Here is a 25,670-nt window from a genome sequence, read left to right as displayed (position 1 = left end):
AAGTAGTCCGCTACCCGAGTTGTTGTCCCTAAAGCGGGAGGGCAGCGAGCATAAGTCCGACCCCGCCGACGATCAGCAAGGCAGCTGCCAGCATCTTTCCATGGCGCTCGAAACCCGTCGGCGCCCGATCCCAATTGTAACGCATGCTCGAACTCCCCAAACCCGCAGATTCTTTATCTTACGCTGGGTGAGGAGGGCAACTGTCTGGCGATGTCGGCGTTGCCGATGTCGGTCTTGTCACCGACTATTTCTGGGGCATTCTCCGCCGCTACATGCCCCAGCGCAGCGCGGCCGTATGTACCGGTGCATCCCACCAAACAGCCGCCTCGTCGTCGAGCATGCTCAGCGTGATCGAACAGCCGGCCATATCGAGCGAGGTCACATAGGACCCGACCAGCGACCGGGCCACCGTGACGCCGTGCTTCTCGAAGATTTTGCGGGCGCTGTTGTACATCAGGTAAAGCTCCAGCAACGGTGTGCCGCCAAAGCCGTTGACGAAGAGTAGCGCCTGGCCTCTGGCACCGTCGCCCAGGTCACCCAGGATTGCGGTACAGATCTCGTCGGTGATGGCGTCGGCGCTTTTCAATGTGTCGCGCCGCCTTCCGGGCTCGCCATGGATGCCGACCCCGAACTCCATCTCGCCGTCGCCGATATCGAAGGTCGGCCTGCCCGCCGCCGGCACGGTGCAACTGGTCAGCGCCACGCCCATCGAGCGCGTCGCGCCGTTGACGCGCTCGCCGAGCGCCTTCAAGGGCTCCAGTGGCATGCCTTCTTCGGCCGCCGCGCCGACGATTTTCTCGACCACCAGCGTACCGGCGACGCCGCGCCGGCCGGTGGTGTAGGACGAGTTTTCGACCGCGACATCGTCATTGGTCACGATTTGCATCACGCCTTCCGACATTTCAGCGGCCATGTCGAAATTCATCACGTCGCCCTCGTAGTTCTTGACGATGAACAGGCAGCCGGCGCCCGTATTGACGACTTCGGCCGCCGCCATCATCTGGTCAGGCGTCGGCGAGGTGAATACCTGGCCGGGGCAGGCGGCATCCAGCATGCCGCGCCCGACGAATCCGCCATGCAGCGGCTCGTGACCCGAGCCGCCGCCGGAGATCAGCGCCACCTTGCCCGGCTTGAGCAGCTTGCGGCGGATGAATTTGTGTTCCTCGCCAAGCGCCAGGATATCGGCATGCGCGGCAACGAAGCCGTCGAGGCTCTCGGTCAGCACCGTATCGACCGAATTCAGAAATTTCTTCATGGCTGTTCTCCCGAAATAGCCCAGCGTCAGCTGCCCTTGCCGGCGATGCTGGTGATCTTCTGGATGAAATCGTTGACCGCCCGGTCGAGCGCCGCGTTCTGCTTGTCGTCGCCGAAATCGGGAACGATCAGCGAGACATGACGTGTCTTGCGCATGCCTGCGGCCAGCGACATCTTTCCCGGATGCGCCCGATGGTAGGCCTCAAGGAAATGATCGCGTTCGACCGGGCTGAAATGGCAGACGGAAAAGATAGCCGGCAAATGCTTCGACGGGATCGGCGTCGAGTAGGTCGGGCTTGAAATCTGCGTGACGAAGCTGCGGTGCTTGCCAAGCGCGTCGGCGAGGCGCTGGCGCATGCCGGACGGGCGCTGGTCGATCACCTGCGACAGGATCGTCTTGTAGGCGCGGATCGCCTCTTCGGGGCCGGATTGCGACGCCTTGTCTGCCATGCCGGGGCCTAGATCGAAACGTCCGCGATGGCCGCCTTGGCCATCGCGAGTTGGGCGGGAGCGACGGAGAGGTCACGCAGGCCGGTTTCGAGCAGCGCCGGGATCGAGGCGGGATCGCCGCCGGCATCCCCACACAGGCTGACCGGGATATTTTGCTCGCGGCCGAAGTCGGCAACGGAGGCGATCAGCCGGAGCACGGCCGGGTGCCTGACGGAATTCAGATGTGCGACCGACGCATTGTCGCGCGCGGCGGCCATCACGTATTGGGTCAAATCATTCGAACCGATCGAGAAGAAGGCGGCCTTGGCGAATGCCTCCGGTGCGATGGCCACCGACGGCACCTCTACCATGATGCCAAGCGGCGGCATTTTGTGCGCGATGCAGCGCGCCAAAAGGTCAGCCTGCTCCTCAGCGAACAGCGCGGTGGCGTGTTCATACTCTTCCGGAACGGCGATCATCGGGAACATCACCTTCAGATTGCCGTGCATGGCGGCACGTAGCAAGGCGCGGATCTGCACACGAAAGACCTCCGGATGCATCAGCGACAGCCTGATGCCGCGCAGGCCAAGGAATGGATTACCTTCCTCGACGGTCAGGCCCGGCACGGGCTTATCGCCGCCCGCATCGACAGTACGGATCGTCACCGGCCTCTCGCCTGCCCATTCCAGCACTTTGCGGTAGGCGCGATATTGCGTCTCCTCGCCCGGCAGCGTCTTGCCGAACAGGAATTCGGTCCGCATCAGCCCGACACCGTCGCACGCCGCAGCATCGATGCTGTCGACATCGGACGGATCGGCGATATTCACCTGCACGCGCACCGCTATGCCAGTCTTCGTTGCCGCCGGCCTTGTCAGATAGGCTGCCGCTTTGCCGCGATGCGCCGCGAAAGACGACGACGATCGCCGGAATATGGCGATCTCCGCTTTCGAAGGCGCCAACACGATGCCACCATGTTCGGCATCGAGCAGTGCGATTCCGGTAAGGTGAGCCGGCGAAGCACCTGGTCTGGCTAGCCCACGCTCCATAAGCCCAAGCCCCACCACCATGGGCACGCCGCGTGAGCGTGCCAGCATTGCGACATGACTTGCGGCACTTCCGGCCGTAAGTGCTATGCCGCCGCCGGCACTCCAGTCGGTTTCGAGGAAGCGCGTCGGTGCGATATCCTCGCCGTAGAAGATCGCACCCGCTGGCGCGGCAATGTCGCCGCCCCCGGTCAGTGCGCGCAGCACCTGGTCGCGTATATCGCGCATATCGGCGGCGCGCGCCCGGAAATAGTCCTGCTCGGATGTTTCATAGCCGGCTATCTCGGCGTCGAGCGCTTTTCGCCAAGCCACATCAGCAGCCATGCCCTCGGCAATTCGCGCAAAGGCCGGGCCGGTCAGCGCGTCGTCCTCCAGCAAGGCGAGCTGGAATTCGAGGATCCCGGCCGCCTCGCTGTCGCTGCTTTCGATCAATGTCGCGAGCCGGCCCGCGACAATGGAGATGGCGGCCTCAAGCGCCGCCTTCTCGTCCGCGGCAGTCGCCTTGCGGACATAACGCACAGCAGCCTGGTCCAGATCGAACAGCGGCCCCTCGGCATAGCCGGCCGATGCCGAAATGCCCTGCAGCCTAAGCGGTTCGGGCATGGTCCTTGCCTTCGTCGAAATCGCGGCGCACCAGCTCGACCAGTGCTCCGACCGCCTCGCCGGCGCCGTCCCCTTTGGCTCTGATGTGCAGGACAGTGCCTTTCGGCGCTTTCGCAGCCATCACCTTGACTATGCTCTTGGCGTCGAACCATGGCCCGTTGGCGGCGAGCGCAATCTCGACGTCGGCCGAAAACGTCTTGGCAAGCTTGGTGAACTTCACCGAAGGACGCGCATGCAGCCCCACCTCATGGGTGATCAGGACGCTGGCTTCGGCTGCTGCGGACATATTTGTCAAAATTCCCGTTCGTTCACGATGGCGACAATTCGTGCGCCGTCGCCACCACTTCCCTGAGCGAGGCGCCGCCGGAAGCCTCGGTCGCAGCCATCACCGCGCCTTCGACGATCGGCGCATTGCAGACAATGATCTTCTGGGCGCGTGGTTCGCCGATCATCTCGACCGCCATCTCGCTATTGGTCTCGGCACCGCCGAGATCGACGAGGATCGCGACCCCCGCCTCCGACCAGGCCTTGTCGATGGCGTCCATGATCGCCTCGACATTGGTTCCCAGCCCGCCATGGCCGTTTCCCCCGCACCATGCAAGCGGCACTTCGTTGCCGACCATCTGCCGCACCATGTCGGCGGTGCCTTCGGCGACCAGCGGCGAATGCGATACGATGACGATGCCGACATTGCTCATGCGCGCCTCTCGATTGCCTCGGCTACGGCCCGCACCAGAAGCGCAGTCGAGCGTGCGCCGGCATCCATATGACCGATCGAACGGTCGCCAAGGAACGAGGCGCGCCCACGCAGCGCCTTCATCGGCACGGTCGCGTCGGCCGCGTTGTCGGCGATCTCGACGATGTCCGCTGCCGTCTTTCCCTGCAGCAGGGCCTCATGCACCGGCTGCAGCACATCTAACATGGTTTTTTGCCCGGCCTGCGACTTGCCTCTGGCGGCAACCGCTTCGATCGCCTTGCCGAAGGCCGCCGCCAGGTCGGCGCGACCCGGCGCGGCGGAAATCTCCTTGCCGAGCGCCATGAACAGCGTGCCGAACAACGGACCGGAGGCTCCGCCGACGGTCATCACCAGTTTGGTGCCGATCGCCTTCAGCGCCTCGGGCAACGGCTTTGTCGCAAACGCGCCGGCCTCGGCCCGCACTGCCTCGAAGCCGCGTCTCATGTTGAGCCCATGGTCGCCGTCGCCGATGGCCTGGTCGAGACTGGTCAGCTCGTCGGCATGTGCGGCGATCGTGTTTGCCGCCGCCTCGATCAGCCTGGAAATATCCGCTGCCGCCATATCACCCATGCTCCTGGCCCCTGCGCTGCCGGCAGTACGAGAAAATTGCATATCCGGCAATTGAAGCATTCTTTTCCCCAGTCAAGCGGGTTCGAGCAACGCAGCGAGGGCAGTGAAGACCTCGGCGACGGCAAAGGCGCCGGGGTCGACCACGCCGTCGAGCTGGCTGCCAATATAAGCGGACCGCCCGGCCTTGGCCTTGCGCATGGCAGCGGTGGCCTCGGCGCCGCGTTGCGCCGCGACCGCCGCATCTTCCAGACTCCCCCTATCCAGCGCCCTCAAGGCGGGTTCCAGGGCATCGATCATCGTGCGATCGCCGACCCTCGCTCCACCATAGAAGGACATCCGATCGAGGCCGGCGAGAAGCGCCTTGGGAAGCGTTTCGCCAGACTCCAGCGCCTGCGCGGCGGCGGTGAAGAAGATCGACAACAGCACGCCGCTAGAGCCGCCCATGCTGGCGCTCAGGATGTCGCCGACGACGGCGAGCGTTGCGGCAGGGTCAGCGAGCGGCAGTGTTGCAATGCGGCCAAGCACACTGCGCGCACCGGCCGCCACTGTCGATCCGGTGTCACCGTCTCCCGCCTTGGCATCCAGTCCGTTCAACGAGCCTTCAAGCGAGATCAGCCGTTCGCAGACCGCGACAACCAACCGGTCGGTGCGTGCGTCCTGGCTGGCTTTCGACGCGTTGTTCGGGCCGGCGGCTTTGGCCATCGGCACGACGCTGGCTTGGCGAACGGCTCTTGCCGGCAGCCAGGCGTGGGGGCCTACCGGCGCCCGCAACGCCGCTTCGCGCGACGCATCGAGCCGGATCAGCGACAGGGAAAAGCCGTTCATGTTGAGCGCGGTCATAAGCTGCCCGGGCCCGATTGTCAGCGTCACCTTTTGCGCCAGCGGTGAAGCCAGTACCGCATTGGCGACAAGCAACATTTCCAGCGGTGGCACCGAACCGAGATTATTGATCAGCAAGGCGTAGTGGCTGACCGGATCAAGCCGCGCGGCAAGGCGCTCCGACATGATCGCAACCAGCCTTTCGGCACTTTGCACCGCAATCCGCTCAACGCCCGGTTCGCCATGGATGCCGAGGCCGAGTTCGGCATCGTCCGCCCCGAATCTTTCTTCATGGCTCTGGCCGGGGATCGAGCAGGATGACAGCGATATGCCGAGCGAAACGATATCCGCCGCCACTGCCCGCGCCGCCCCGGCAATCGCCGCCAGGTCAATGCCGGCTTCCGACTGGTGGCCGGCGATCTTGTGCACGAACAAGGTGCCGGCCAGGCCACGCGGCTGGGCAATGTCCGGCAGGGCGATATCGTCGGCGACAATCACCATCTCGACCCGGAAGCCTTCGGCGCGCGCCTTCTCGGCTGCCAGGCCGAAGTTGAGGCGATCGCCGGTATAGTTCTTGACGATCAGCAGACACCCGGCGGGACCGGTCACCGCGCGGATGGCGGCCAATACCGCTTCCACGCTCGGCGAAGCAAAGATCTCGCCCGAAACCGCCGCCGTCAGCATGCCAATGCCAACAAAGCCGGCATGGGCAGGTTCGTGCCCGGCCCCGCCGCCGGAAATGACCGCAACCTTGGTCTTATCCCAGTCCGCGCGGAGAATGACCTTGATCTCGGGATAGCCGTCGAGGCGAGCGAGATCGCCGGCGCCGGTAGTATCGAGGAAGCCGTCCAGGGCCTCAGTTACGATCGTATCCCTGCGATTGAAAAAATGCTTCATCGAATTGGTCCAGTCCGGTGCCCGAAATTGCCGGTTGAAAGGTGCCAGGAAAACACTCGCGCAGCGCTCACATCAGCCGTCGCCCATCGGGGCCGAAATACAGCGGCGAGCGATAGCGGATCATGATCTTGTCGCCCTGAGCCAGGTCGGTGTCGGGGTCGGTTAGCGTCACCAGCTTCCTGGTCCCCACCGTCACATGCAGATGGTTCTGGTCGCCGAGATGCTCGACCCAATCGACGACGCCGTCGGCATGGCCGTTCGCCGCCTTCTCGATCGAAAGATGTTCGGTGCGAGCACCGATCGTCTTTGTTCCCGCCGGCGCGCCGCCATCCGGCAGCAGTCCGACCGGCAACAAATTGATTGCCGGTTGGCCGAGCCGTGCGGCGACGTGTAGGTTTGCCGGCTCAGAATAGATCGCGCGCGGGGAACCGATCTGCACCAGCACGCCGTCGGCGAGAATGCCGATGCGGTCGGCCATGGTCATCGCTTCGATCTGGTCGTGCGTGACGTAGAGCATTGTGGCGCCGAGTTCCGCCTGGATGCGCTTCAGCTCGAGCCTGAGATCGGCGCGCAGCTTGGCGTCGAGCGACGACAGCGGCTCGTCCATCAGGTAGATCGACGGCTTGCGCACCAAAGCGCGGCCGATGGCGACGCGCTGCATTTCGCCGCCCGAGAGTTTGGTCGAGCGATTATTCAGCTTGTGGTGGATGCGCACCATCTTGGCCACGTCCTCGACGCGGCGGCGAATCTGATCCTCCGGCATTTTCCTCGCCGGCGAGCGCAGCGGAAAGGCGAGGTTGTCGTAAACCGACAGATGCGGATAGAGCGAATATTGCTGGAACACGAAAGCGGTGTCGCGCTCGGCCGGCGACAGCGTCGTCGTGTCGTGGCCGGCAATATGGATCGAGCCCGCTTCCGGACGCTCAAGCCCGGCGATCAGCCTGAGCGTTGTCGTCTTGCCGGCGCCGGTCGGCCCGAGCAGCACGACGAATTCCCCGTCGGCGATATGCAAATCGAGATTGTCGACGGCGACATGCTCGCCAAAAGCCTTTGTCACGCCTTTGATGTGAACGTCAGCCATGATGCGCTCTCCCCTGGGAGGCCGAGTCATGGATTTCGGTGCGCACCGCACGGCCGGATCCTTTTGCGAACAGCGACAGCCGCGCGCTGTTCAGCGCCAGGCCCACATGATCGCCCGGATTGAGCCGGATTTCGGCCGGCACCCTGGCCTTGATGATGCCGTCTGCCGTCTCCACCGCCACGATCTGGGTGGTGCCGAGATATTCCGTGCCGTAAACAGCTCCGCGCAGCTTCGAAGCGTCGTCGAAGCGGATGTGCTCCGGTCGGATGCCAAGCGCCATCTCGGCCGGCGCGACATCCTCGCGCACCTCCGGCACGGCCACCGTCGCGCCCTGCACAACAACTTCCCTGGCGCCCTTTGAAAGGCCGCCGTCGAAGCCGAGGAAATTCATCGGCGGCGAGCCGATGAAGTCGGCGACGAACATCGTCGCCGGCCGGTCGTAGATCTCACGCGGCGTGCCGAACTGCTCGATGACGCCATGGTTCATCACCGCGATCTTGTCGGCCATCGACATCGCTTCCATCTGGTCGTGCGTGACATAGACGGTGGTGGCGTGGATGCGGTTGTGCAATTCGCGCAGCTCATGGACCATCAGATCGCGGAATTCGGTGTCGAGCGTGCCGAGCGGTTCGTCCATCAGGAAACATTTTGGCCGCCGCACGATGGCGCGGCCGAGCGCCACGCGCTGGCGATCGCCGCCGGCTAGCCCGGAGACCGATTTGTTGAGCAGATGGTCGATCCGCAACAGCTTCGCCGTCTCTTCCACCCTGGCCCGAATTTCAGCGCCTGGCATGCCTTGCGCCAGCAGCGGGAAACCGATGTTCTTTCTCACATTCATGTGCGGATAGAGCGCGAACAGCTGGAACACAAAAGCGATGTCGCGCTCGCGGGCACGCCGCATGGTGACGTCCTCGCCGCCAAGCAGGATCTTGCCGCCGGTCGGCAGTTCGAGCCCGGCGATCATACGAAGCGTCGTCGTCTTGCCGCAACCCGACGGCCCCAGCATGACGAAGAATTCGCCGTCCTCGACGACGAAGTTGGAATCCTGCACGGCGACGAAATCGCCGAATGCCTTTCTCAGATGTTCGACCCTGATCTCAGCCATCGTCTACTCCGGAAATTTCGAGACGATGATGAACATCGCCGTGCCGGCCAGCATGGTGACGAACGAATAGGTGTAGAGCGCCAGCGCGAAGGGCTGGAACAGCATCAGGAAGCCGATGGCGATGATCGCCGTGGCGACGTTTTCCATCAGTCCGCGCCTGGCCCAGACGGGCCAGCGCGATTTGCGTTTTACGGTCAGGCTCATTTGCGCACCGCGCCGAAGGTGATGCCGCGCAGCAATTGCTTGCGAAGCAGGATAGTGAAGACCAGGATCGGCACCAGGAAGATCGTCGTGCCGGCCGCGACCGCCGGCCAGTCCTGGCCGCCTTCGCCGATGATGGTCGGGATGAAGGGCGGCGCGGTCTGCGCCGTGCCCGAGGTCAGCAGCGCAGCGAAGGCGTATTCGTTCCAGGCAAAGATCAGACAGAAGATGGCGGTCGCGGCAATGCCCGTGGTCGCCTGCGGCAGCACGGTGCGCCAGAACGCCTGCAGCCTGGTGTAGCCGTCGATCATCGCCGCCTCTTCATATTCGCGCGGGATCTCGTCGATGAAGCCTTTCAGCAGCCAGACTGCCAGCGACACGTTGACCGCCGTGTAGAGCAGGATCATGCCGAGCGCGGTGTCCGACAGTCCGAGCTCCCGATACATCAGGTAGATGGGAATCGCGACCGCGATCGGCGGCATCATGCGCGTCGACAGGATGAAGAACAGAAGGTCGTCGGCGAGCGGCACCTTGAAGCGCGAAAAACCATAGGCCGACAGCGTGCCGAGGAACACCGCGCAAAACGTCGAGCCGAAGGCGATGATCAGCGAATTGACGAAGCGCGGCATGAAGTTCGACGGGCCGGCGATCACCATATTGCGCTTGCGCACCGTCTCGTCGCAGACCCCCGTCGCCGGTCCCAGGGAGTTGATGTATTGCGGGGTTTGCCGAGTCCGGGTCGAGAACAAGTTGCAGTAGCCCTCGAGGCTCGGCTGGAACAGGATCTTCGGCGGATAGGCGATCGAATCCGGCGGCGTCTTGAAGCTGGTGGCGAAGATCCACAGCAGCGGCACGATCGAGATCAGCGCGTAGGCAACGATGATCGTGCCGGCGACGCGCTTCGACGTGGCCGAGGGTGCGACAACGGAATGGGCTGACGTCAGGCTCATCTCTGCTTCACCTTGTTCAGTGCCTTGACGTAGATGTTGGCCAGGCCGAACACCGCGACGAACAGGATGATGGCGAAGGCCGAGGAATAGCCCGTCCGCCAGCTTTCGAAGGCCTGCCGCTTCAGCGTGATCGAGGCCACTTCGGTGGTCGATCCCGGCCCGCCGCCAGTGAGCAAATTGACCATGTCGAACATCTTGAAGTTCTCGATGCCGCGGAACAGCACCGCCAGCATGATGAAGGGCAGCGCCATCGGCAGCGTGATCGACCAGAACTGCCGCCAGTTGGAGGCGCGGTCGACCTCGGCCGCTTCGTAGATGTATTCGGGGATCGAGCGCAGGCCGGCGAGGCAGATCAGCATCACGTAAGGCGTCCACATCCAGGTGTCGACGATGATGATCGACCATGGCGCCAGCGACACGTTGGAGAGCATGCTGATCTGCGTTGCCGGAATGCCGGTGACGAACGAGACGGCGTAGGCGAACAACCCGATCTGCGGCTCGTAGAGAAAGCGCCAGAAATTGCCGACCACCGCCGGCGACAGCATCATCGGCACCAGGATGATGGTCGTCCAGAAGGCGTGCCCGCGGAACTTGCGGTCGATCAGCCAGGCCAGCGTAAAGCCGATCAGCGTCTGCAGCAGGATGGTCCAGAACACGAAATGCGCTGTCGTCTGCATGGCGATCCAGATGTCCTGGTCGGCGAGGATGCGCTTGTAGTTCGCGAGCCCAAGGTTCTTCACCACCTCATTGGGACGATTGGCGCGAAAATTGGTGAAGGACAGATAGATCGCCCAGAACAGCGGGAAGATGTTGATGGCTAAAAGCAACAGGATCGTCGGCGAGATGAACAGCCAGGCGAGGCCCTTGTCGCTGATGCCCCGGACCTTGCGGGCCAACGGCTCGGGCGTAGCCCGGGCAACGCTGTCCGCAGTCCGATTGAGCATGGTCAGTCCTGCTTCGGTCACTTGGATCGTCTCGACAATGGAATTTATCTGAACTGTGTCCCGTGCCAAGGGCGGCACGGGACGGTTCGGTCATGGGCTCGGGAGGAGCCGGTTACATCTTGCCCCGGTTACATCTTGCCATCGTCCTGGAAGACCTCGGTCCAGTCCTTGACGAGGCCGTCGAGCGCATCCTTGGCCGAGCCTTGCCCGGCAACGACATAGTCGTGGAAGCGCTTCTGCGAGGCCTGCAACAGCGGGGCATAGCTCGGCTCGGCCCAGAAGTCCTTCACGATGGCCATCGAGTCGAGGAAGGTCTGCGCGTAGGGCTGGCTGGCCGGGAAGGCCGGGTCCTTGACGACCGCGTTGAGGCAGGAATAGCCGCCGAGCGACCACCATTTGGACTGCACGTCCTTGTTGGCGAACCATTTGATGTATTTGAGCGCGGCTTCCTGCTTGTCGGAATAGGAGACCACCGAGATGCCCTGGCCGCCGAGCTGGGCGAACTGGTCGCCGTCCGGACCTTTGGGATTGACGAAATAGCCTATCTTGTCGCCGCCGACATTCTCGTCCTTCTGCAGGCCTGGCCAGGTGAAGGCGAAGTTCATGTGCATCGCCACCTGGCCGGATTTGAAGGCATCGACGCCTTCGCCCATGTAGCTGTTCGAGGCGCCGGGAGGGGTGCAGCAGTCATAGAGCGCCTTGTAGAACTCCAGGCCCTTCACCGACTTATCGGAGTTGACGAAGCCTTCCATCTCGTAGGGCTTTTTCGGGTTTTCGTACTGGAAGCCGAAGCTGTAGAGTACGTCCATGGCGCCCATGGTGATGCCTTCCGAGCCGCGCTCGGTATAGATCGACGCGCCATAGACGGTTTTGCCGTCGATCTCGCGTTTCTGGAAGAATTCGGCGATCTGCTTCAGCTGGTCGAAGGTCGTCGGCGGGCCGAGATCCCAGCCATACTTTTCCTTGAATTCCTTCTGCAGCTCCGGCTTGGAGAACCAGTCCTTGCGGTAGGTCCAGCCGACGACATCGCCCATGGCCGGCAGCGCCCAGTAATTTGGCGAGTTCTTCGGCCATTCCGAATAGCCGACCACGGTCGCCGGCACGAAATCGTCCATGCTGATCTTCTCCTTGTCGAAGAAGTCGTTCAGCTTGACGTAATGGCCGTTCTCGGCGGCGCCGCCGATCCACTGGCTGTCGCCTATGATCAAGTCGCACAGCTTGCCGTGCGAATTCAGCTCATTGAGAAAGCGGTCGGCATAGTTGGTCCACGGCACGAATTCGAATTTCATGCCGATGCCGGTTTCCTTGGTGAAGTCCTTGGATAATTCCACAAGCGCGTTGGCCGGGTCCCAGGCTGCCCAGCAAAGCGTCAGATCTTCTGCCTGCGCGACGTTCGAAACGGCTGTCGACGCAACGAGTGCCGAGGCCAGACCCAACGCCAATTTAAAGGTCGATTTCATGCCTTCCTCCCATTTGCGAAACGCGTCCGGATGACGGTTTCAAAAGCCCGCTAAACCCCTCTCCTCCGGGGCCTAAACACAGTGGCGGCAACGCCCGGATGTTTAGTAATTTGTTTAGTGATGCAATTTTTACTAAACAACGCAAGCGAATTCGTTGCTGCACCGCAGCATGCTGGATAGGAACCAACGTGAGAAGTTGCGGCGGCCTGCCTAGGTCACCGTCTTGTTGCTGACCGTCACCGGTCGGATCACTGGGGCCGGCGGCAGCAGCGCGCGGATATCGGCGAAGGGGAAGACCGGCTCGAAGCGGAAGGCCTCGGCGAATGATCCGGCTAGGCCGTTGCACTGGCCGGCGCGGAAGGCGTTCTGCGTGCGCGCCGCGTCGACGAAACGCTCGGGATCCTGCGACTGGTGCGCCCGGATCGCCTCCGCCTTGAGATCGAAATGCCCGGAGGTATCGACGTAATGCGTTGGCGAAAACCCGGTGCCGCCGAACGTGTCGGCATGCAGCACCGGCACCGAGAATGATGCGGCGATGCGCATGCCATCCGACAGCGCGCGGTGGTCGCCATGATAGTCGTTCGGCGCATGGGTGATCGCCAGATCCGGCCCTATCTCGCCGATCAGCGCTTTCAGCGCTCCGATCAGGGCGGCGTCCGCCACCAGTGCGCCATCGGGAAAGTCGAGGAAGCGCGGCGTCACGCCAAGCAGACCGGCCGCCGCGGTCGCCTCCTTGCGGCGCGTGCGGGCAAGCGCGGCCGGATCGCCATAGCCGCCCCTGGTGCCATCCGTGGCTATGGCAAAAAAGAGTTCTGCGCCTTGCGCGGCATAGGCCGCCATCGTACCGAACATGAAGATCTCGATGTCGTCCGGATGCGCGCCAAGCGCCAATATCTTCACTCTCATCTCTCCCGGAAACGGAAAAACGTGCCCAACGGAATTCTGCTCGCTCTCATCGCCTATGCAAGCTATTCGTGCAGCGACGCCGTTGTCAAAAGCCTGGGCGGGCAGTTCAACGTCTTCGAGATCGGCTTCTTCTCGACATTGTTTGCCGGCTGCTTTCTGCTCTTTGCCAGGCCGCCAGGCGAGCGCTGGCGCGATTTCTGGCGCACGACCCGGCCCTGGGCGGTACAGGCCCGCGCCTTGGCCGGCATCGCGTCGGGCGTGCTCAGCGTCTATGCCTTCACCACCATCCCGCTGGCGGAAGTCTATGCGCTGATCTTCCTGGCGCCGCTGTTCGTCACCATCCTGGCCACGCTGGTCCTCAAGGAGAAGGTCGGCCCCTGGCGGTGGCTTGCGGTCGTCGCTGGCTTTGCCGGGGTCATGCTGGTCGTCAGGCCTGGTTTTCGCGAGTTGCATCTTGGTCATCTGGCGGCGTTCATCATCGCTTTCCTAGCCGCCACCAATGTCATCCTGATGCGTTCGCTCGCCGCTCAGGAAAAGCGCACGACGATGCTCGGCGTGCTGATCGGCTACGGCCTGTTCTTCAACGGCGTCGGTGTGGCGGCCACCTCGTTCTCGCTGCCGGATGGCAGGCAATGGGCCTGGCTGGTGCTGGCCGGCGCCTTCACCGCCGGCGGCCAGCTGCTGCATCTGCTGGCGGTCAAATACGCACCGGCCAACCGCATCGCGCCGACGCATTATTCGCAGATCGTCTGGGCGGTGCTTCTAGGTGCGTTGTTCTTCAGGGAATATCCGGATTTTCTGTCGCTGGTCGGGCTCGCCGTGGTCGGCGGTTCCGGCCTGCTGACGATGGTGCGCGAGGAGGTGCGGCTCGGCACGGTGCGCTGGAACCCGTTTTCGCGGACCAGGCTTTGAATCGGCGCCGAGGTTGCGCCGCGACCGTCACCGCTGATACGCGATCGGCGCCAACTGGCTGCACAGCATTAGCACAATGACCACAAAACTCTTGCCGGACCTGCCGGTCTCCGCTGTCTTGCCGGCGCTCGATGAAGCGCTGAGCCATGGTAACAGCGCCGTGCTGGTGGCGCCGCCCGGCGCCGGCAAGACGACTTTGGTTCCACTGGCACTGCTCGACGCTGAATGGCTAGGCGCCGGAAAAATCATTCTGCTCGAGCCTCGCCGCCTCGCGGCCCGCGCTGCCGCCCGCCGCATGGCCGAATTGCTTGGCCAAGAGCCCGGCGAAACTGTCGGCTATGCCATGCGCATGGAAAACCGCACGTCCGCGAAGACCAGGATTCTCGTCGTCACCGAAGGCGTGCTGTCCCGCATGATCCTCGACGATCCCGAGTTGCCCGGTGTCGCGGCGGTGTTGTTCGACGAGTTCCACGAACGCTCGCTCGACGGCGATTTCGGGCTGGCGCTGGCGCTCGACGTGCAAAGTGCGCTGAGGCTCGACCTCAGATTGCTGGTGATGTCGGCGACGCTCGATGGCGCGCGTGTCGCAAAATTGCTGTCCGGCGCGCCGGTGATCGAGAGCGCAGGCCGCGCCTTTCCGGTCGACATCCGCTATGACGAGCGGCCGGCCGGCATCGCCATCGAGGACGCGATGGCCAGGGCGATCCGCTCGGCGCTTGCCGGGGAGGTGGGCAGCGTGCTCGCTTTCCTGCCCGGCCAGCGCGAGATCGAGCGCACCGCGGAGCGGCTGGCCGGCAAGGTCGGTGCCGACACCGATATCGTGCCGCTCTACGGCATGCTCGACAACAAGAGGCAGGATGCGGCGATCAAGCCTGCGCCGCCCGGCCGCCGCAAGGTGGTGCTGGCGACGTCGATCGCCGAAACCTCCATCACCATCGATGGCGTGCGCGTCGTCATCGATTCCGGCCTGTCGCGGCTGCCGCGCTATGAGCCGGCGAGCGGCCTGACGCGGCTGGAGACGGTGCGTGCTTCGCGCGCTTCCGCCGACCAGCGCGCCGGCCGTGCCGGGCGCACGCAGCCCGGCGTCGCCATCCGGTTGTGGCGGGCCGAGCAGACGACGGCACTGCCGGCCTTCACGCCGCCGGAAATCCTCGAGGCCGATCTTTCCGGCCTGTTGCTCGATTGCGCCGCGTTCGGCGTCGCCGATCCGACCAGCCTGTCCTTCCTCGATCCCCCGCCGGCTGCGGCGCTCACCGAGGCGAGGGCGCTGCTGCGTGCGCTCGATGCGGTCGATGCAGCAGGACGCCTGACGGATGCCGGTGCCGCGATGCGCAGGCTGGCGCTACCGGTGCGGCTCGCCCACATGGTCGCCGAGGCGGCAAGGACCGGACAGGCGCTCGAGGCGGCGATGCTCGCCGTGCTATTGACCGAGCGTGGCCTTGGCGGCGAGGGTGCCGATCTCGAACGGCAGCTAATGCGCTTTCACGCCGACAGATCGCCGCGTTCCACCGCTGCCCGGCAGTTGGCCGAGAGGTTGGCAAAGCAGGCTTCGTCGTCCCCCTCCAGGGGAGGGTCGGCGAACGAGCCAAGCGCAGCGAGACGAGGGAGACGGGGCGGGGTCGCCGATGGCGTGCCCGAATCGACCCCGCCCCGATCCGCTACGCGGATCAACCCTCCCCTCAAGGAGAAGGGCAGCACTGCCGGCTCGCTCCTCATCCATGCCTGGCCGGATCGGGTCGCCAAAGCGCGCGGCGAGCGTGGCCGCTTCGTGCTTGCCAACGGCTCGGGCGCCACGCTCGACGCCTCCGATCCGCTGGCCGGCGAGACATGGCTCGTCGTCGCCGACCTGCAGGGCAAGGCGCAGAACGCCCGCATCACCGCGGCGGCAGCCATCGATGAGACCGATATCCGTGCCGCGCTGGCGGAAAGGATCGAGACGCGCCGCGAGGTCAGCTTCGACCGCGACAGGCGCGCCGTGCGGGTGCGCGAAACGGTTCGCCTTGGGGCCATCACGTTGTCCGAACGCATGCTGCCGGCGCCGACCGGTGCCGACGCGGATCGCGCCATCCTCGACGCCTTGCGCGAACACGGTCTGTCCCTGTTGCCGTGGACCAGGGAGGCGGAGACGTTGCGGCAGCGGCTCGGCTGGCTGCATCGCGGCCTCGGCGCGCCATGGCCCGATGTCTCCGATGCCGCGCTCGTCGAGCGCCTCGACGACTGGCTGCTGCCATTCCTTTCCGGTGCCACAGCCTTTACGGCGATTGATCCTAGCGTGCTTTCGCAAGGCCTGATGACGCTGGTGCCGCACGAATTGCAGCGCAAGATCGACACATTGGCGCCGACCCATTTCGACGCGCCGTCGGGCAGCCGGCTACCGATCCGCTATGACGGCGAATGGCCGGTGCTGGCGGCGCGCGTGCAGGAACTGTTCGGCCTCGACCGGCATCCGGCGATCGCCAACGGCACTGTGCCGCTGACCCTCGAATTGCTGTCGCCGGCGCACCGGCCGATCCAGACGACGCGCGACCTGCCCGGCTTCTGGCGCGGCTCCTGGGCCGATGTGCGGGCAGAGATGCGTGGCCGCTATCCCAGGCATGTCTGGCCGGAGAACCCGCTTCTCGCCGCCGCCACGAGCCGCGCGAAGCCGCGCGGTACCTGATGCTTCCCGGACCATGATCACAACCCGAAGGTCCGCGTCAGCGGAAGGTGGTCCCGGTTTTCGGAAAGACCTCCAGCGGTTTCCCCTCTATAATCCCGCCATGATAAACATTCTGCACGCGCCCGACTTCCAGCAAAGCCAGCGGCTGCGCCTCAACACGCTGATCAGGCTGCGCTGGCTTGCCATTGTCGGCCAGAGCCTGACTGTGCTTGTCGTCGCCTACGGGCTGAAATTTCCGCTGCCGGTCAGCATGTGTTTTGCGCTGATCGCCTGTTCGGCCTGGATGAACCTGTTGCTGACCTTCCGCTATCCGGCGGCGCATCGGCTTACCCCGTTCTCGGCCTTTGCCATCCTGACCTTCGATAGCCTGCAGCTTGCCGGCCTGCTCTACATGACCGGCGGCCTTACCAATCCGTTTTCGCTGCTGATGACCGTGCCCGTCGTCGTCTCGGCGACGTCGCTGCCGCTGCGATTGACGGCTCTGCTCGGCGCGCTGGTGATCGTGGCGGCGACGCTGCTGGTCTTCTACCACCTGCCGCTGCCCTGGCATGAGGGGGCGCCATTGGCGATGCCCTTCATCTATGTCGCCGGCATGTGGATGGCGGTGTTCTGCTCCATCGCCTTTACCGCGATCTATGCCTTCCGGGTGGCAGAGGAGGCGCGGCTGCTTGCCAACGCGCTTGCCGCCACGGAATTGGTGCTTCAGCGAGAACAGCATCTCTCGGCCCTCGACGGCCTCGCCGCGGCCGCCGCGCACGAACTCGGCACGCCGCTCGCCACCATCACGCTTGTCGCCAAGGAGATGGAGAAGGCGCTTGGCGAAGATCCGAAATACGGCGAGGACGTGAAGCTGCTGCGTTCGCAGAGCGAGCGCTGCCGCGAAATCCTGAAGCGCCTGACCAGCCTTTCCTCCGAGAGCGAAGTGCACCTCTCGCGCCTGCCGCTGACCTCGCTGGTCGAGGAAGTGACGGCACCGCACCGCGATTTCGGCATTTCGATCAAGCTTCGGCCGGGCGAGCGCATCGGCCCGGAACCGGTGGGCCGGCGCAATCCGGGCGTCATTTACGGCCTCGGCAATTTGGTCGAGAACGCCGTCGACTTCGCCCGCAAGAACGTCACCATACGCTGGAGGTGGAACGAGGCCGCCGTCAGCTTCTCGATCATCGACGACGGGCCGGGCTTTCCACCGGAGATCATCGACCGTATCGGCGAACCCTATATGTCGACCCGCCAGGGCACCGAAGCCGGCGGCGGCCTCGGCCTCGGCCTATTCATCGCCAAGACCTTGCTCGAACGCTCCGGCGCGACGCTCGATTTCCGCAATTCGAGCGAGCCCGGCGAGGGCGCTATCGTGCAGATATCGTGGCCGCGCAGCGTCTTCCTTAATCCCGAGCAGGCTTCGGCCACCATGTTCGACACGGCCTAAATTGGACAATAGCGTTGCGAAACTATATTTGCGTAAAAATCAGGCAGCAGGATTTTCAGCACGATGAGTACTGACGAAACGATTGGCGCAATGGTCGAAGGCGAGGACACCTCGTTGCTGATCGTGGACGACGACAAGCCGTTCCTGACGCGGCTTGCCCGCGCCATGGAAACCAGGGGTTTCGTGGTCGAGACGGCGGAGAGCGTCGAGGAGGCGGTTGCCAAGGCGCGCGCCAATCCGCCGGCCTATGCGGTGGTCGACATGCGGCTGGCCGACGGCAACGGCCTCGACGTCGTCGCTGCCATTCGCGAGAAGCGCGACGATGCTCGCGCCATAATCCTTACAGGCTATGGCAACATCGCCACCGCGGTGACGGCGGTAAAGCTCGGCGCCATCGACTATCTATCGAAGCCGGCCGATGCCGACGACATCTTTGCAGCCCTGACCCGCACGGCGGGCGAACGTGCCGCGCCGCCGGAAAATCCAATGTCGGCTGATCGCGTGCGCTGGGAACACATCCAGCGCGTCTACGAAATGTGCGACCGCAATGTCTCGGAAACCGCACGCCGCCTGAACATGCATCGCCGCACGCTGCAACGCATCCTCGCCAAGCGCGCGCCGCGCTAAAAGGTTCTGACTGCCGGCTTGCCCGGCCAGCGCCGTTTGCGCATCATCGCTGGGCGGTGCGTCGGACCTTGCCGCTGATACGACGGAGGCGACATGCAGGACGAAAAGCGGCTGGTCTCCATGCTGCGCGAATTCCTCGACAGCGAGGCGGCCGGCGGCCTCATCCTGATGGCTGCGGCGGCCCTGGCCCTGATCGTCGCCAATTCGCCGCTGGCCGAAGCTTATTTCTCCGCCCTCCATGCCTATCTCGGACCGCTCAGCGTCTCGCACTGGATCAATGACGGCCTGATGGCGGTGTTCTTCCTGCTGGTTGGCCTCGAGATCAAGCGCGAGATGCTCGACGGCCAGCTCTCGACCTGGCCGCGCCGCGTGCTGCCCGGCATCGCCGCCGCCGGTGGCATGGCGGTGCCAGCACTGGTCTACGTCGCCATCAACCGCAACAATCCAGCCGCTCTGTCCGGCTGGGCGATCCCGACCGCCACCGATATCGCCTTTGCGCTCGGCGTGCTGTCGCTGCTCGGCAGCCGCGTGCCGGGCTCGTTGAAGATATTCCTTACCGCGCTCGCCATCATCGACGATCTCGGCGCCGTGCTCATCATCGCGGTGTTCTATACCAGCGGCCTGTCGCTCGCCTATCTCGGCGCCGCCTTCGCCGTCATCGCGCTGCTGGTGGTGCTCAACCGCATGCGGGTGCTGACGCTGCTGCCTTATATCGTGCTTGGTGTCGTGCTGTGGGTTTTGGTTTTGAAATCGGGCGTCCATGCGACGCTCGCCGGGGTCGCGCTGGCTCTCACCATACCGCTGAAGATCTCGTCGGGCAGCGGCCACGATCTCGACCATTCGCCGCTGCACCGGCTCGAACACGGCCTGCACACAATCGTACCCTTTTTCGTCATCCCGATCTTCGGTTTTGCCAACGCCGGCGTCTCACTCGGCGGTCTCAGCGCTGCCGCCTTGATCGAGCCGCTGACGCTCGGCGTCGCCGCAGGCCTCGTCGCCGGCAAGCTGGTCGGCGTGTTCGGGTCTTCCGCGCTTGCCATCCGGCTCGGATTTGCCGATCTGCCGGTCAATGCCGGCTGGCTGCACATGATCGGTATTTCACTGCTCTGCGGCATCGGCTTCACCATGAGCCTGTTCATCGGCCTGCTCGCCTTCGCCAGCGACGTCGCTCTGCAGGACGCGGTCAAGGTCGGCATCCTCGCCGGCTCTTTCATCGCAGCGATCCTCGGCGCCGCTGTGCTGCTGGTTGCGCCGGCCGCGAGCGGGGCGGAGGAGGCGGAAGAATAATCGCGTGGCGCCTTCGGCCTGAGGCCACCGTCTCCCCGAGGGCGCTATCCGTGCGCAATCATGACGTGGCGGACTGCGGTATAGTCCTCCAGCGCATATAGCGACATGTCCTTGCCGTAGCCGGATTGTTTCAACCCGCCATGCGGCATCTCGTTGGTCAGCATGAAATGGGTGTTGATCCAGGTGCAGCCATATTGCAGGCGGGCGGCCGTCGCCATGGCGCGCGAAACATCCTTGGTCCACACCGACGACGCCAGGCCGTAGTCAGAATCATTGGCCCAGTTCACCGCTTCGTCGACTTCGGAAAAGCGGGTGACCGAGACCACCGGGCCGAACACTTCGCGGCGCACGATCTCGTCCTCCTGCAGCGCGCCGGCGACGACGGTCGGCTGGTAGAAGAAGCCGGAGCCCTCGCCCGGCTTGCCGCCCGTAGTGATCTCGATGTGCTTGAGCTCCGAGGCGCGCTCGACGAAGCTCGAGACGCGGTCACGCTGGCGACGCGAAATCAGCGGGCCGATCTCGTTCTCGGTATCATCTGGGCGATCATACTTGATGGTCGAGACCGCAGCGGAGAGGTCCGCGACGAGTTTGTCATAGATCTTCTTGCCGGCATAGATGCGGCAGGCAGCGGTGCAATCCTGGCCGGCATTGTAATAGCCGAAGGCGCGCAGGCCGTTGACCACCGCACCGAGATCGGCGTCGTCGAAGACGATGACCGGCGCCTTGCCGCCGAGCTCGAGATGTGTGCGCTTGACCGATTTAGCGGCGGCCTGCAGCACCTTCTTGCCGGTGGCGACGTCGCCGGTGATCGAGATCATGTTGACCTTCGGATGGTTGATCAGCGTGTTGCCGACGCTGTCGCCGCGGCCGAGCACGACGTTGACGACGCCTTCCGGCAGGATCTCGACAAGGATTTTCGCCAGCTTCAGCGCGGTCAGCGGCGTCTGTTCCGACGGCTTGAAGACGACCGTGTTGCCGCCGGCAATCGCCGGCGCCAGCTTCCAGGCCATCATCATCAGCGGATAGTTCCACGGCGCAATCGACGCCACAACGCCGATGGCGTCGCGGCGGACCATCGAGGTGTGGCCGGGAATGTATTCGCCGGCGACCTGGCCAGGCATCGAGCGGACCGCGCCGGCAAAGAAACGGTAGCAGTCGACGATCGCCGGGATCTCGTCATTGAGCACGGCATTGATCGGCTTGCCGCAGTTCAGCGCCTCGAGCGCCGCGAAATCCTGTGCCGCGGCCTCGATGCGATCGGCGATCTTCAGGAGATAGCCGGCGCGCTGCGCCGGCGTGGTGCGCGACCAGGTGACGAAGGCTTTTTCGGCGGCAAGCACTGCCGCCTCGATCTGCGCCGGGCTGGCCTCGGGCAGATTGAGGATGGTCGCCCCGGTCTTCGGGTTGAGGATCGGTTCCTCGGTCTCGGTGCCTTTTTCGAATTTCGCGCCGATCAGCATCTGCGTGTCCATGGAAGTCTCTCCCTTATGAACGAGATCATTTGCCCGAACCGGCGATCTGGTCGCCGTCGCGGGTCAGGTAATAGGCAGCGAGGATGGGAAGCAGCGTCACCAGCACCACGACCATCGCCACGACATTGGTGACCGGACGCTGGCGCGGACGGATCAGCTCTTCGAGCATCCAGATCGGCACCGTTTGCTGCTGGCCGGCGGTGAAAGTGGTGACGATGACCTCGTCGAAGGACAGCGCAAAGGCGAGCATGCCGCCGGCCAGCAGCGCGGTTGCGATGTTGGGCAGCACGACATGCCGAAAGGTCTGGAAACCGTCGGCGCCGAGGTCCATCGACGCCTCGATCATCGAGCCGGACGTGCGGCGGAAACGGGCGACCGCATTGTTGTAGACGACGACCACGCAGAAGGTCGCGTGGCCGAGCACGATCGTCCAGAACGAGAACGGGATTTCGGCCAGCGCGAAGGCCGAGCGCAGCGCAATGCCGGTGATGATGCCGGGTAGCGCGATCGGCAGGATCACCAGCAGCGAGATGGTTTCGCGGCCGAAGAATTTTGTGCGGGACACGGCGGCGGCGCAGAGCGTGCCGAGGACCAGCGCGATGGCGGTCGAGATCGCCGCGACCCGCACCGACAGCGACAGCGCCTGCCAGACGTCGGGGCGGTTCCAGGTGACGGCGAACCATTGCGTCGTCAGCCCCGGCGGCGGCCAGACGAAGCTCTTCTCCTCCGTGGTGAAGGCATAGACGAAGATCAGCACAATCGGCAAATGCAGGAAAAGCAGGCCGCCGGTGGCAGCGAGCTTCAGGCCGATCGGCGCCGATGGGCCACGGTCAGAGCGCATCGAAAGCCCCCATGCGCTTGGCGCCCCAGAGGTAGAAGCCCATGATGACGATGGGCACCACGGTAAAGGCGGCGGCGAGCGGGATGTTCCCGGCGGTGCCTTGCTGCGAATAGACGGCCTGGCCGATGAACAGCCGCGAGGTACCGATGATCTGCGGGATGATGTAGTCGCCGAGCGTCAGCGAGAAGGTGAAGATCGAGCCGGCGACGATGCCGGGCAGCGTCAGCGGGAACAGCACGTTGCGGAAGGTCTGGCCGGGCGAGGCGCCCAGATCGGACGAGGCCTCGACCAAATTGCCCGGCACGCGCTCGAGTGCGGCCTGCACCGGCAGGATCATGAAGGGCAGCCAGACATAGACGAAGACGATGAAGGTGCCGGTTGACGAGACCGACAGCGAGTTGCCGCCGACGATCGGCAGCGATAGCCATGCATCGAGCAGCCATAGAAGATGCAATTTGGCCAGCAGCCACGTCAGGATGCCTTCCTTGGCGAGGATCAGCTTCCAGGCATAGATCTTGACCAGGTAGCTCGACCACAGCGGCAGCATGACGCCGAGATAAAACAACGCCTTCCAACGGGCGCGCGCATAGCGCGCCGCGTAATAGGCGATGGGAAAGGCAATGACCGCCGACGCAAACGTCACCAGCGCCGCCATCGTCACCGTGCGCAGGATGATGTCGAGATTGGCGGCCTGCAGCAGGTCGCCATAAGTCTTCAGCGTGAACTCGCGGTTGATGAGGCCGGAGAACTCGTCGATCGAAAAGAAACTCTGCAAAAGCAGCGCGAAGAGCGAGCCGATATAGACGATGCCGAGCCACAGAACCGGCGGCAGCAGCATGAGCAGGAGCAGGAGTTGCGGCCGGCGCCAGAAGATGTCGGAGAGCGCGCCGCGTACGCCGCCGCTGCCCGGCAGGATGGCAGGCGCCGTGGCCCGCGGCATGGCAGCGTCCAGGCTCATCCCAGTTCGTCCATCAAATGCAAATGCTCGCGGTTGAAGGTGAGCACCACCGCCTCGCCTTCCCGGGGCAAGGCTGCACCCGCCGGGACGATGGCATGCAGCCGCAAGCCCTCTGCATCGAGCGCCAGTCTAGTCGTGGCGCCGAGATAATTGGTCGAGACAAGGCGGGCGGCAACGCCTTCGCCGTTGGCCCGGCCAATACGGATGGATTCGGGCCGCAGGCTGCCCCAGCGATGCTGGCCGGCATAGCGCTGGACGAAATCCGGCGGCAGCACGTTGGACGAGCCGACGAAATCGGCGACGAAGCGGGTCTTGGGGCGCTGGTAGATGTCTTCCGGCGTGCCGATCTGCATGATCTTGCCATCATTGAAGACGGCGACGCGGTCGGCCATCGACAGCGCTTCGCCCTGGTCGTGGGTGACGAACACGAAGGTGATGCCGAGCGCCTTCTGCAGCGATTTCAACTCCTCCTGCATGTTTTCGCGAAGCTTGAGGTCGAGCGCGCCGAGCGGCTCGTCGAGCAGCAGCACCTTGGGCTGGTTGACCAGCGCCCGGGCGAGCGCGACGCGCTGGCGCTGGCCGCCGGAAAGTTGGCCAGGGCGACGCGCGCCGTAGCCGGGAAGCCGTACCAGCGCCAGCGCCTCTTCCGCCGCCTTTTGCCGCTCCGGTCTGCCGACGCCCTTGACCATCAGCCCATAGGCGACGTTGTCGAGCACGTTGAGATGCGGGAACAGCGCATAGTCCTGGAACACGGTGTTGACGTTGCGGCGATAGGGCGGCACGCCCTCGGCGCGTTCGCCGAAGATCGAGATCGAGCCGGCCGTCGGCTGCTCGAAACCGGCGATGAGGCGCAGGCACGTCGTCTTGCCCGAGCCGGAAGGCCCGAGCATGGCGAAGAACTCGCCCGGCACGATGTCGAGATCGACCGCGTCGACGGCACGCACGCTGCCGAAATGGCGGGAGACTTTTTGGAAGGAAACGGCGGAGGTCATGGGTCGTCCTGATCTGTCAGGCTCATCAAATTTCAGGCGGTCGCGCCGCCCCTCATCCGCCTGCTGGCACCTTCTCCCCGTATATAGTGGACGGCGAGAAGGGAGGCGCTCCAACGCTGGCGACCCCCCGTTTCTTCACGGGGAGAGGGTAAGGGTGAGGGGCAGCGCCGGGCTTCGTAGGTGAGGCGAACTCACCGCCCGCCGATGACGCCGATATAGTCCGACACCCAGCGGTAGTAGGGTACGCACTGGTCGTTCTGGGTGGCGCATTTCGAGACCGGCGTCTTCCAGAACTTGATCTTGTCGAAATTGTCGTAGCCGTTGGTCTTGCAGCCTTCTTCGCCGAGCAGTTCGTTGCCCTTGCAGGCGGCAGGTACCACCGGCAGCGAGCCGAACCAGGCGGAGACGTCGCCCTGCACTTTCGGCGACAGCGAATGCTCCATCCACATGTAGGCGCAGTTCGGGTGGGCAGCATCGGCCTCCATCATCGTGGTGTCGGCCCAGCCGGTAACGCCCTCCTCGGGGATGGTCGAGGCGACCGGCTTCTTGGCCGCGATCAGCGTGTTGACCTGGTAGGGCCAGGAGCCGGAGGCGACGACGCCTTCGTTCTGGAAATCGTCGACCTGGATGGCGGCGTCGTGCCAATACCGTCCGACCAGCGTACGCTGGACCCGCAGAAGGTCGAGCGCGGCCTTGTACTGGTCTTCGGTCAGTTCGTACGGATCCTTGATGCCGAGCTCCGGCTTGTGGGCCATCAGGTAATTGGCGGCATCGGCGATGTGGATGGGCCCGTCATAGGCCTGGACGCGGCCCTTGTTCGACTTGCCGTCGGGAAGCTTCATTTCCTCGAAGACCACGTTCCAGCTCTTCGGCGCCTCCTTGAACACTTCGGTGTTGTACATCAGCACGTTCGGCCCCCACTGATAGGGGACGCCGTAATGGACGCCGCCGACGGTGAACCAGGGTGCATCCTTCAGCCGGTCGTCAACCGTCTTCCAGCTCGGGATGAGATCGGTGTTGATCGGCTGGACACGCTTGCCGGCGACAAGGCGCAGGGAGGCATCGCCCGAGGCGGTGACGAGATCGAAGCCGCCCTCGTTCATCAGCGAGACCATCTCGTCGGAGGTGTTGGCGGTCTTGACGTTGACCTTGCAGCCGGTTTCCTTCTCGAACGAAGTGACCCAATCATAGGCCTTGTCGGTTTCGCCGCGCTCGATATAGCCCGGCCAGGCGACGATATTGACCTCGCCTTCGCCTTTGCCGAGCTCCTTGACCTGGGCGATGGCCTGGCCGGAGAAGCTCAGCGCGACCGTCAAGGCAGTGCATGATTTCAGCAATGAATTCATCGTCGATCTCCCATTTTTGCATGACCTCGAAACCGGTTTCGGTTTTCGGAAGAAGATCATGCGCCCGTTCAAAGACGTTGGATGCGCGGCTCTGAGGGCCGTGCTCCGGCGGCAGCTTTGTTCCCTGACCGAAAAGTGCTGCGAAATCTCCG

Annotated in this window: 24 protein-coding genes; 5 read left to right on the top strand and 19 right to left on the bottom strand. The window is 64.1% G+C overall.

Translation table 11 applies throughout. The features are described 5' to 3' along the window. Nucleotides 1–268: 268 nt before the first annotated feature. The 14 genes from dhaK to NKJ17_RS03500 all read right to left on the bottom strand — a co-directional run bounded on the left by dhaK (nt 269) and on the right by NKJ17_RS03500 (nt 12,992). A complete protein-coding gene (gene dhaK, locus NKJ17_RS03565; protein ID WP_352686978.1) occupies nt 269–1,255 on the bottom strand; it encodes a dihydroxyacetone kinase subunit DhaK in 987 nt (328 codons plus the stop codon). A gap of 26 nt (nt 1,256–1,281) precedes the next feature. Beyond that, nucleotides 1,282–1,704: a hypothetical protein gene (locus NKJ17_RS03560; RefSeq protein WP_352686976.1), complete on the bottom strand. Its 423-nt coding sequence runs from the start codon at nt 1,702–1,704 to the stop codon at nt 1,282–1,284. Nucleotides 1,705–1,712: 8 nt separating this feature from the next. Further along, a complete protein-coding gene (ptsP, locus tag NKJ17_RS03555) occupies nt 1,713–3,329 on the bottom strand; it encodes a phosphoenolpyruvate--protein phosphotransferase (RefSeq protein WP_352686973.1) in 1,617 nt (538 codons plus the stop codon). After that, entirely contained in the window at nt 3,313–3,615 is a 303-nt protein-coding gene (locus tag NKJ17_RS03550; protein ID WP_023676329.1) for an HPr family phosphocarrier protein, read from the bottom strand. Before NKJ17_RS03550 ends, ptsP begins: the two co-directional genes overlap by 17 nt. Nucleotides 3,616–3,637: 22 nt before the next feature. Further along, on the bottom strand, nt 3,638–4,027 hold the full coding sequence (dhaM, locus tag NKJ17_RS03545) for a dihydroxyacetone kinase phosphoryl donor subunit DhaM (protein ID WP_352469937.1): 390 nt from the start codon (nt 4,025–4,027) through the stop codon (nt 3,638–3,640). Then, nucleotides 4,024–4,626: a dihydroxyacetone kinase subunit DhaL gene (gene dhaL, locus NKJ17_RS03540; protein ID WP_352469938.1), complete on the bottom strand. Its 603-nt coding sequence runs from the start codon at nt 4,624–4,626 to the stop codon at nt 4,024–4,026. The genes dhaM and dhaL overlap by 4 nt, the downstream gene beginning before the upstream one ends. Before the next feature lie 81 nt (nt 4,627–4,707). After that, on the bottom strand, nt 4,708–6,351 hold the full coding sequence (locus tag NKJ17_RS03535; RefSeq protein ID WP_352469939.1) for a dihydroxyacetone kinase subunit DhaK: 1,644 nt from the start codon (nt 6,349–6,351) through the stop codon (nt 4,708–4,710). A gap of 67 nt (nt 6,352–6,418) precedes the next feature. Further along, nucleotides 6,419–7,432: an ABC transporter ATP-binding protein gene (locus NKJ17_RS03530; protein ID WP_352686968.1), complete on the bottom strand. Its 1,014-nt coding sequence runs from the start codon at nt 7,430–7,432 to the stop codon at nt 6,419–6,421. Then, nucleotides 7,425–8,537: an ABC transporter ATP-binding protein gene (locus NKJ17_RS03525; protein WP_352506963.1), complete on the bottom strand. Its 1,113-nt coding sequence runs from the start codon at nt 8,535–8,537 to the stop codon at nt 7,425–7,427. The genes NKJ17_RS03530 and NKJ17_RS03525 overlap by 8 nt, the downstream gene beginning before the upstream one ends. Before the next feature lie 3 nt (nt 8,538–8,540). Further along, nucleotides 8,541–8,741, bottom strand: coding sequence for a hypothetical protein (locus NKJ17_RS03520; RefSeq protein ID WP_352479849.1), 201 nt, complete (start codon nt 8,739–8,741; stop codon nt 8,541–8,543). Beyond that, nucleotides 8,738–9,688, bottom strand: coding sequence for a carbohydrate ABC transporter permease (locus tag NKJ17_RS03515; protein ID WP_352686965.1), 951 nt, complete (start codon nt 9,686–9,688; stop codon nt 8,738–8,740). The genes NKJ17_RS03520 and NKJ17_RS03515 overlap by 4 nt, the downstream gene beginning before the upstream one ends. Continuing rightward, nucleotides 9,685–10,632, bottom strand: coding sequence for a carbohydrate ABC transporter permease (locus tag NKJ17_RS03510; RefSeq protein WP_302893612.1), 948 nt, complete (start codon nt 10,630–10,632; stop codon nt 9,685–9,687). The genes NKJ17_RS03515 and NKJ17_RS03510 overlap by 4 nt, the downstream gene beginning before the upstream one ends. Nucleotides 10,633–10,760: 128 nt before the next feature. Next, nucleotides 10,761–12,092 (bottom strand): ABC transporter substrate-binding protein, encoded by a 1,332-nt coding sequence (locus NKJ17_RS03505; protein WP_254816117.1) that lies wholly within the window; start codon nt 12,090–12,092, stop codon nt 10,761–10,763. Between the two features lie 210 nt (nt 12,093–12,302). After that, complete coding sequence (locus NKJ17_RS03500; protein WP_352506962.1) at nt 12,303–12,992, bottom strand: PIG-L deacetylase family protein; 690 nt, start codon at nt 12,990–12,992, stop codon at nt 12,303–12,305. Between the two features lie 27 nt (nt 12,993–13,019). Here NKJ17_RS03500 and NKJ17_RS03495 point away from each other — a divergent pair, with 27 nt between their 5' ends. The 5 genes from NKJ17_RS03495 (at nt 13,020) to nhaA (ending at nt 19,909) form a co-directional block, all read left to right on the top strand. Next, nucleotides 13,020–13,910, top strand: coding sequence for a DMT family transporter (locus NKJ17_RS03495; protein ID WP_352506961.1), 891 nt, complete (start codon nt 13,020–13,022; stop codon nt 13,908–13,910). A 76-nt stretch (nt 13,911–13,986) separates the two neighbouring features. After that, complete coding sequence (gene hrpB / locus NKJ17_RS03490; RefSeq protein WP_352506960.1) at nt 13,987–16,569, top strand: ATP-dependent helicase HrpB; 2,583 nt, start codon at nt 13,987–13,989, stop codon at nt 16,567–16,569. A 100-nt stretch (nt 16,570–16,669) separates the two neighbouring features. Continuing rightward, a complete protein-coding gene (locus NKJ17_RS03485) occupies nt 16,670–17,995 on the top strand; it encodes an ActS/PrrB/RegB family redox-sensitive histidine kinase (RefSeq protein WP_352506958.1) in 1,326 nt (441 codons plus the stop codon). A 63-nt stretch (nt 17,996–18,058) separates the two neighbouring features. Further along, nucleotides 18,059–18,622: an ActR/PrrA/RegA family redox response regulator transcription factor gene (locus NKJ17_RS03480; RefSeq protein WP_023676342.1), complete on the top strand. Its 564-nt coding sequence runs from the start codon at nt 18,059–18,061 to the stop codon at nt 18,620–18,622. A gap of 93 nt (nt 18,623–18,715) precedes the next feature. Next, nucleotides 18,716–19,909, top strand: a complete 1,194-nt coding sequence (gene nhaA / locus NKJ17_RS03475) for a Na+/H+ antiporter NhaA (protein WP_352686959.1) — start codon at nt 18,716–18,718, stop codon at nt 19,907–19,909. A gap of 44 nt (nt 19,910–19,953) precedes the next feature. Here nhaA and NKJ17_RS03470 read toward each other — a convergent pair whose 3' ends face one another. From NKJ17_RS03470 to NKJ17_RS03450, 5 genes are all read right to left on the bottom strand, one after another. Beyond that, a complete protein-coding gene (locus tag NKJ17_RS03470) occupies nt 19,954–21,381 on the bottom strand; it encodes a gamma-aminobutyraldehyde dehydrogenase (RefSeq protein WP_352686956.1) in 1,428 nt (475 codons plus the stop codon). Between the two features lie 25 nt (nt 21,382–21,406). Then, nucleotides 21,407–22,222 (bottom strand): ABC transporter permease, encoded by an 816-nt coding sequence (locus NKJ17_RS03465; RefSeq protein ID WP_352506955.1) that lies wholly within the window; start codon nt 22,220–22,222, stop codon nt 21,407–21,409. After that, nucleotides 22,212–23,162 (bottom strand): ABC transporter permease, encoded by a 951-nt coding sequence (locus NKJ17_RS03460; protein ID WP_352507003.1) that lies wholly within the window; start codon nt 23,160–23,162, stop codon nt 22,212–22,214. The genes NKJ17_RS03465 and NKJ17_RS03460 overlap by 11 nt, the downstream gene beginning before the upstream one ends. Before the next feature lie 14 nt (nt 23,163–23,176). Beyond that, nucleotides 23,177–24,172, bottom strand: a complete 996-nt coding sequence (locus tag NKJ17_RS03455; RefSeq protein ID WP_352506954.1) for an ABC transporter ATP-binding protein — start codon at nt 24,170–24,172, stop codon at nt 23,177–23,179. 191 nt (nt 24,173–24,363) lie between these two features. Then, a complete protein-coding gene (locus tag NKJ17_RS03450; protein ID WP_352506953.1) occupies nt 24,364–25,518 on the bottom strand; it encodes an ABC transporter substrate-binding protein in 1,155 nt (384 codons plus the stop codon). Nucleotides 25,519–25,670: the final 152 nt, after the last annotated feature.

Source organism: Mesorhizobium sp. M0208, from assembly GCF_040322015.1.
Classification (GTDB): domain Bacteria; phylum Pseudomonadota; class Alphaproteobacteria; order Rhizobiales; family Rhizobiaceae; genus Mesorhizobium.
The sequence above is the reverse complement of the archived record's forward strand: the minus strand, read 5'-3'. Positions and strand labels throughout refer to the sequence as shown.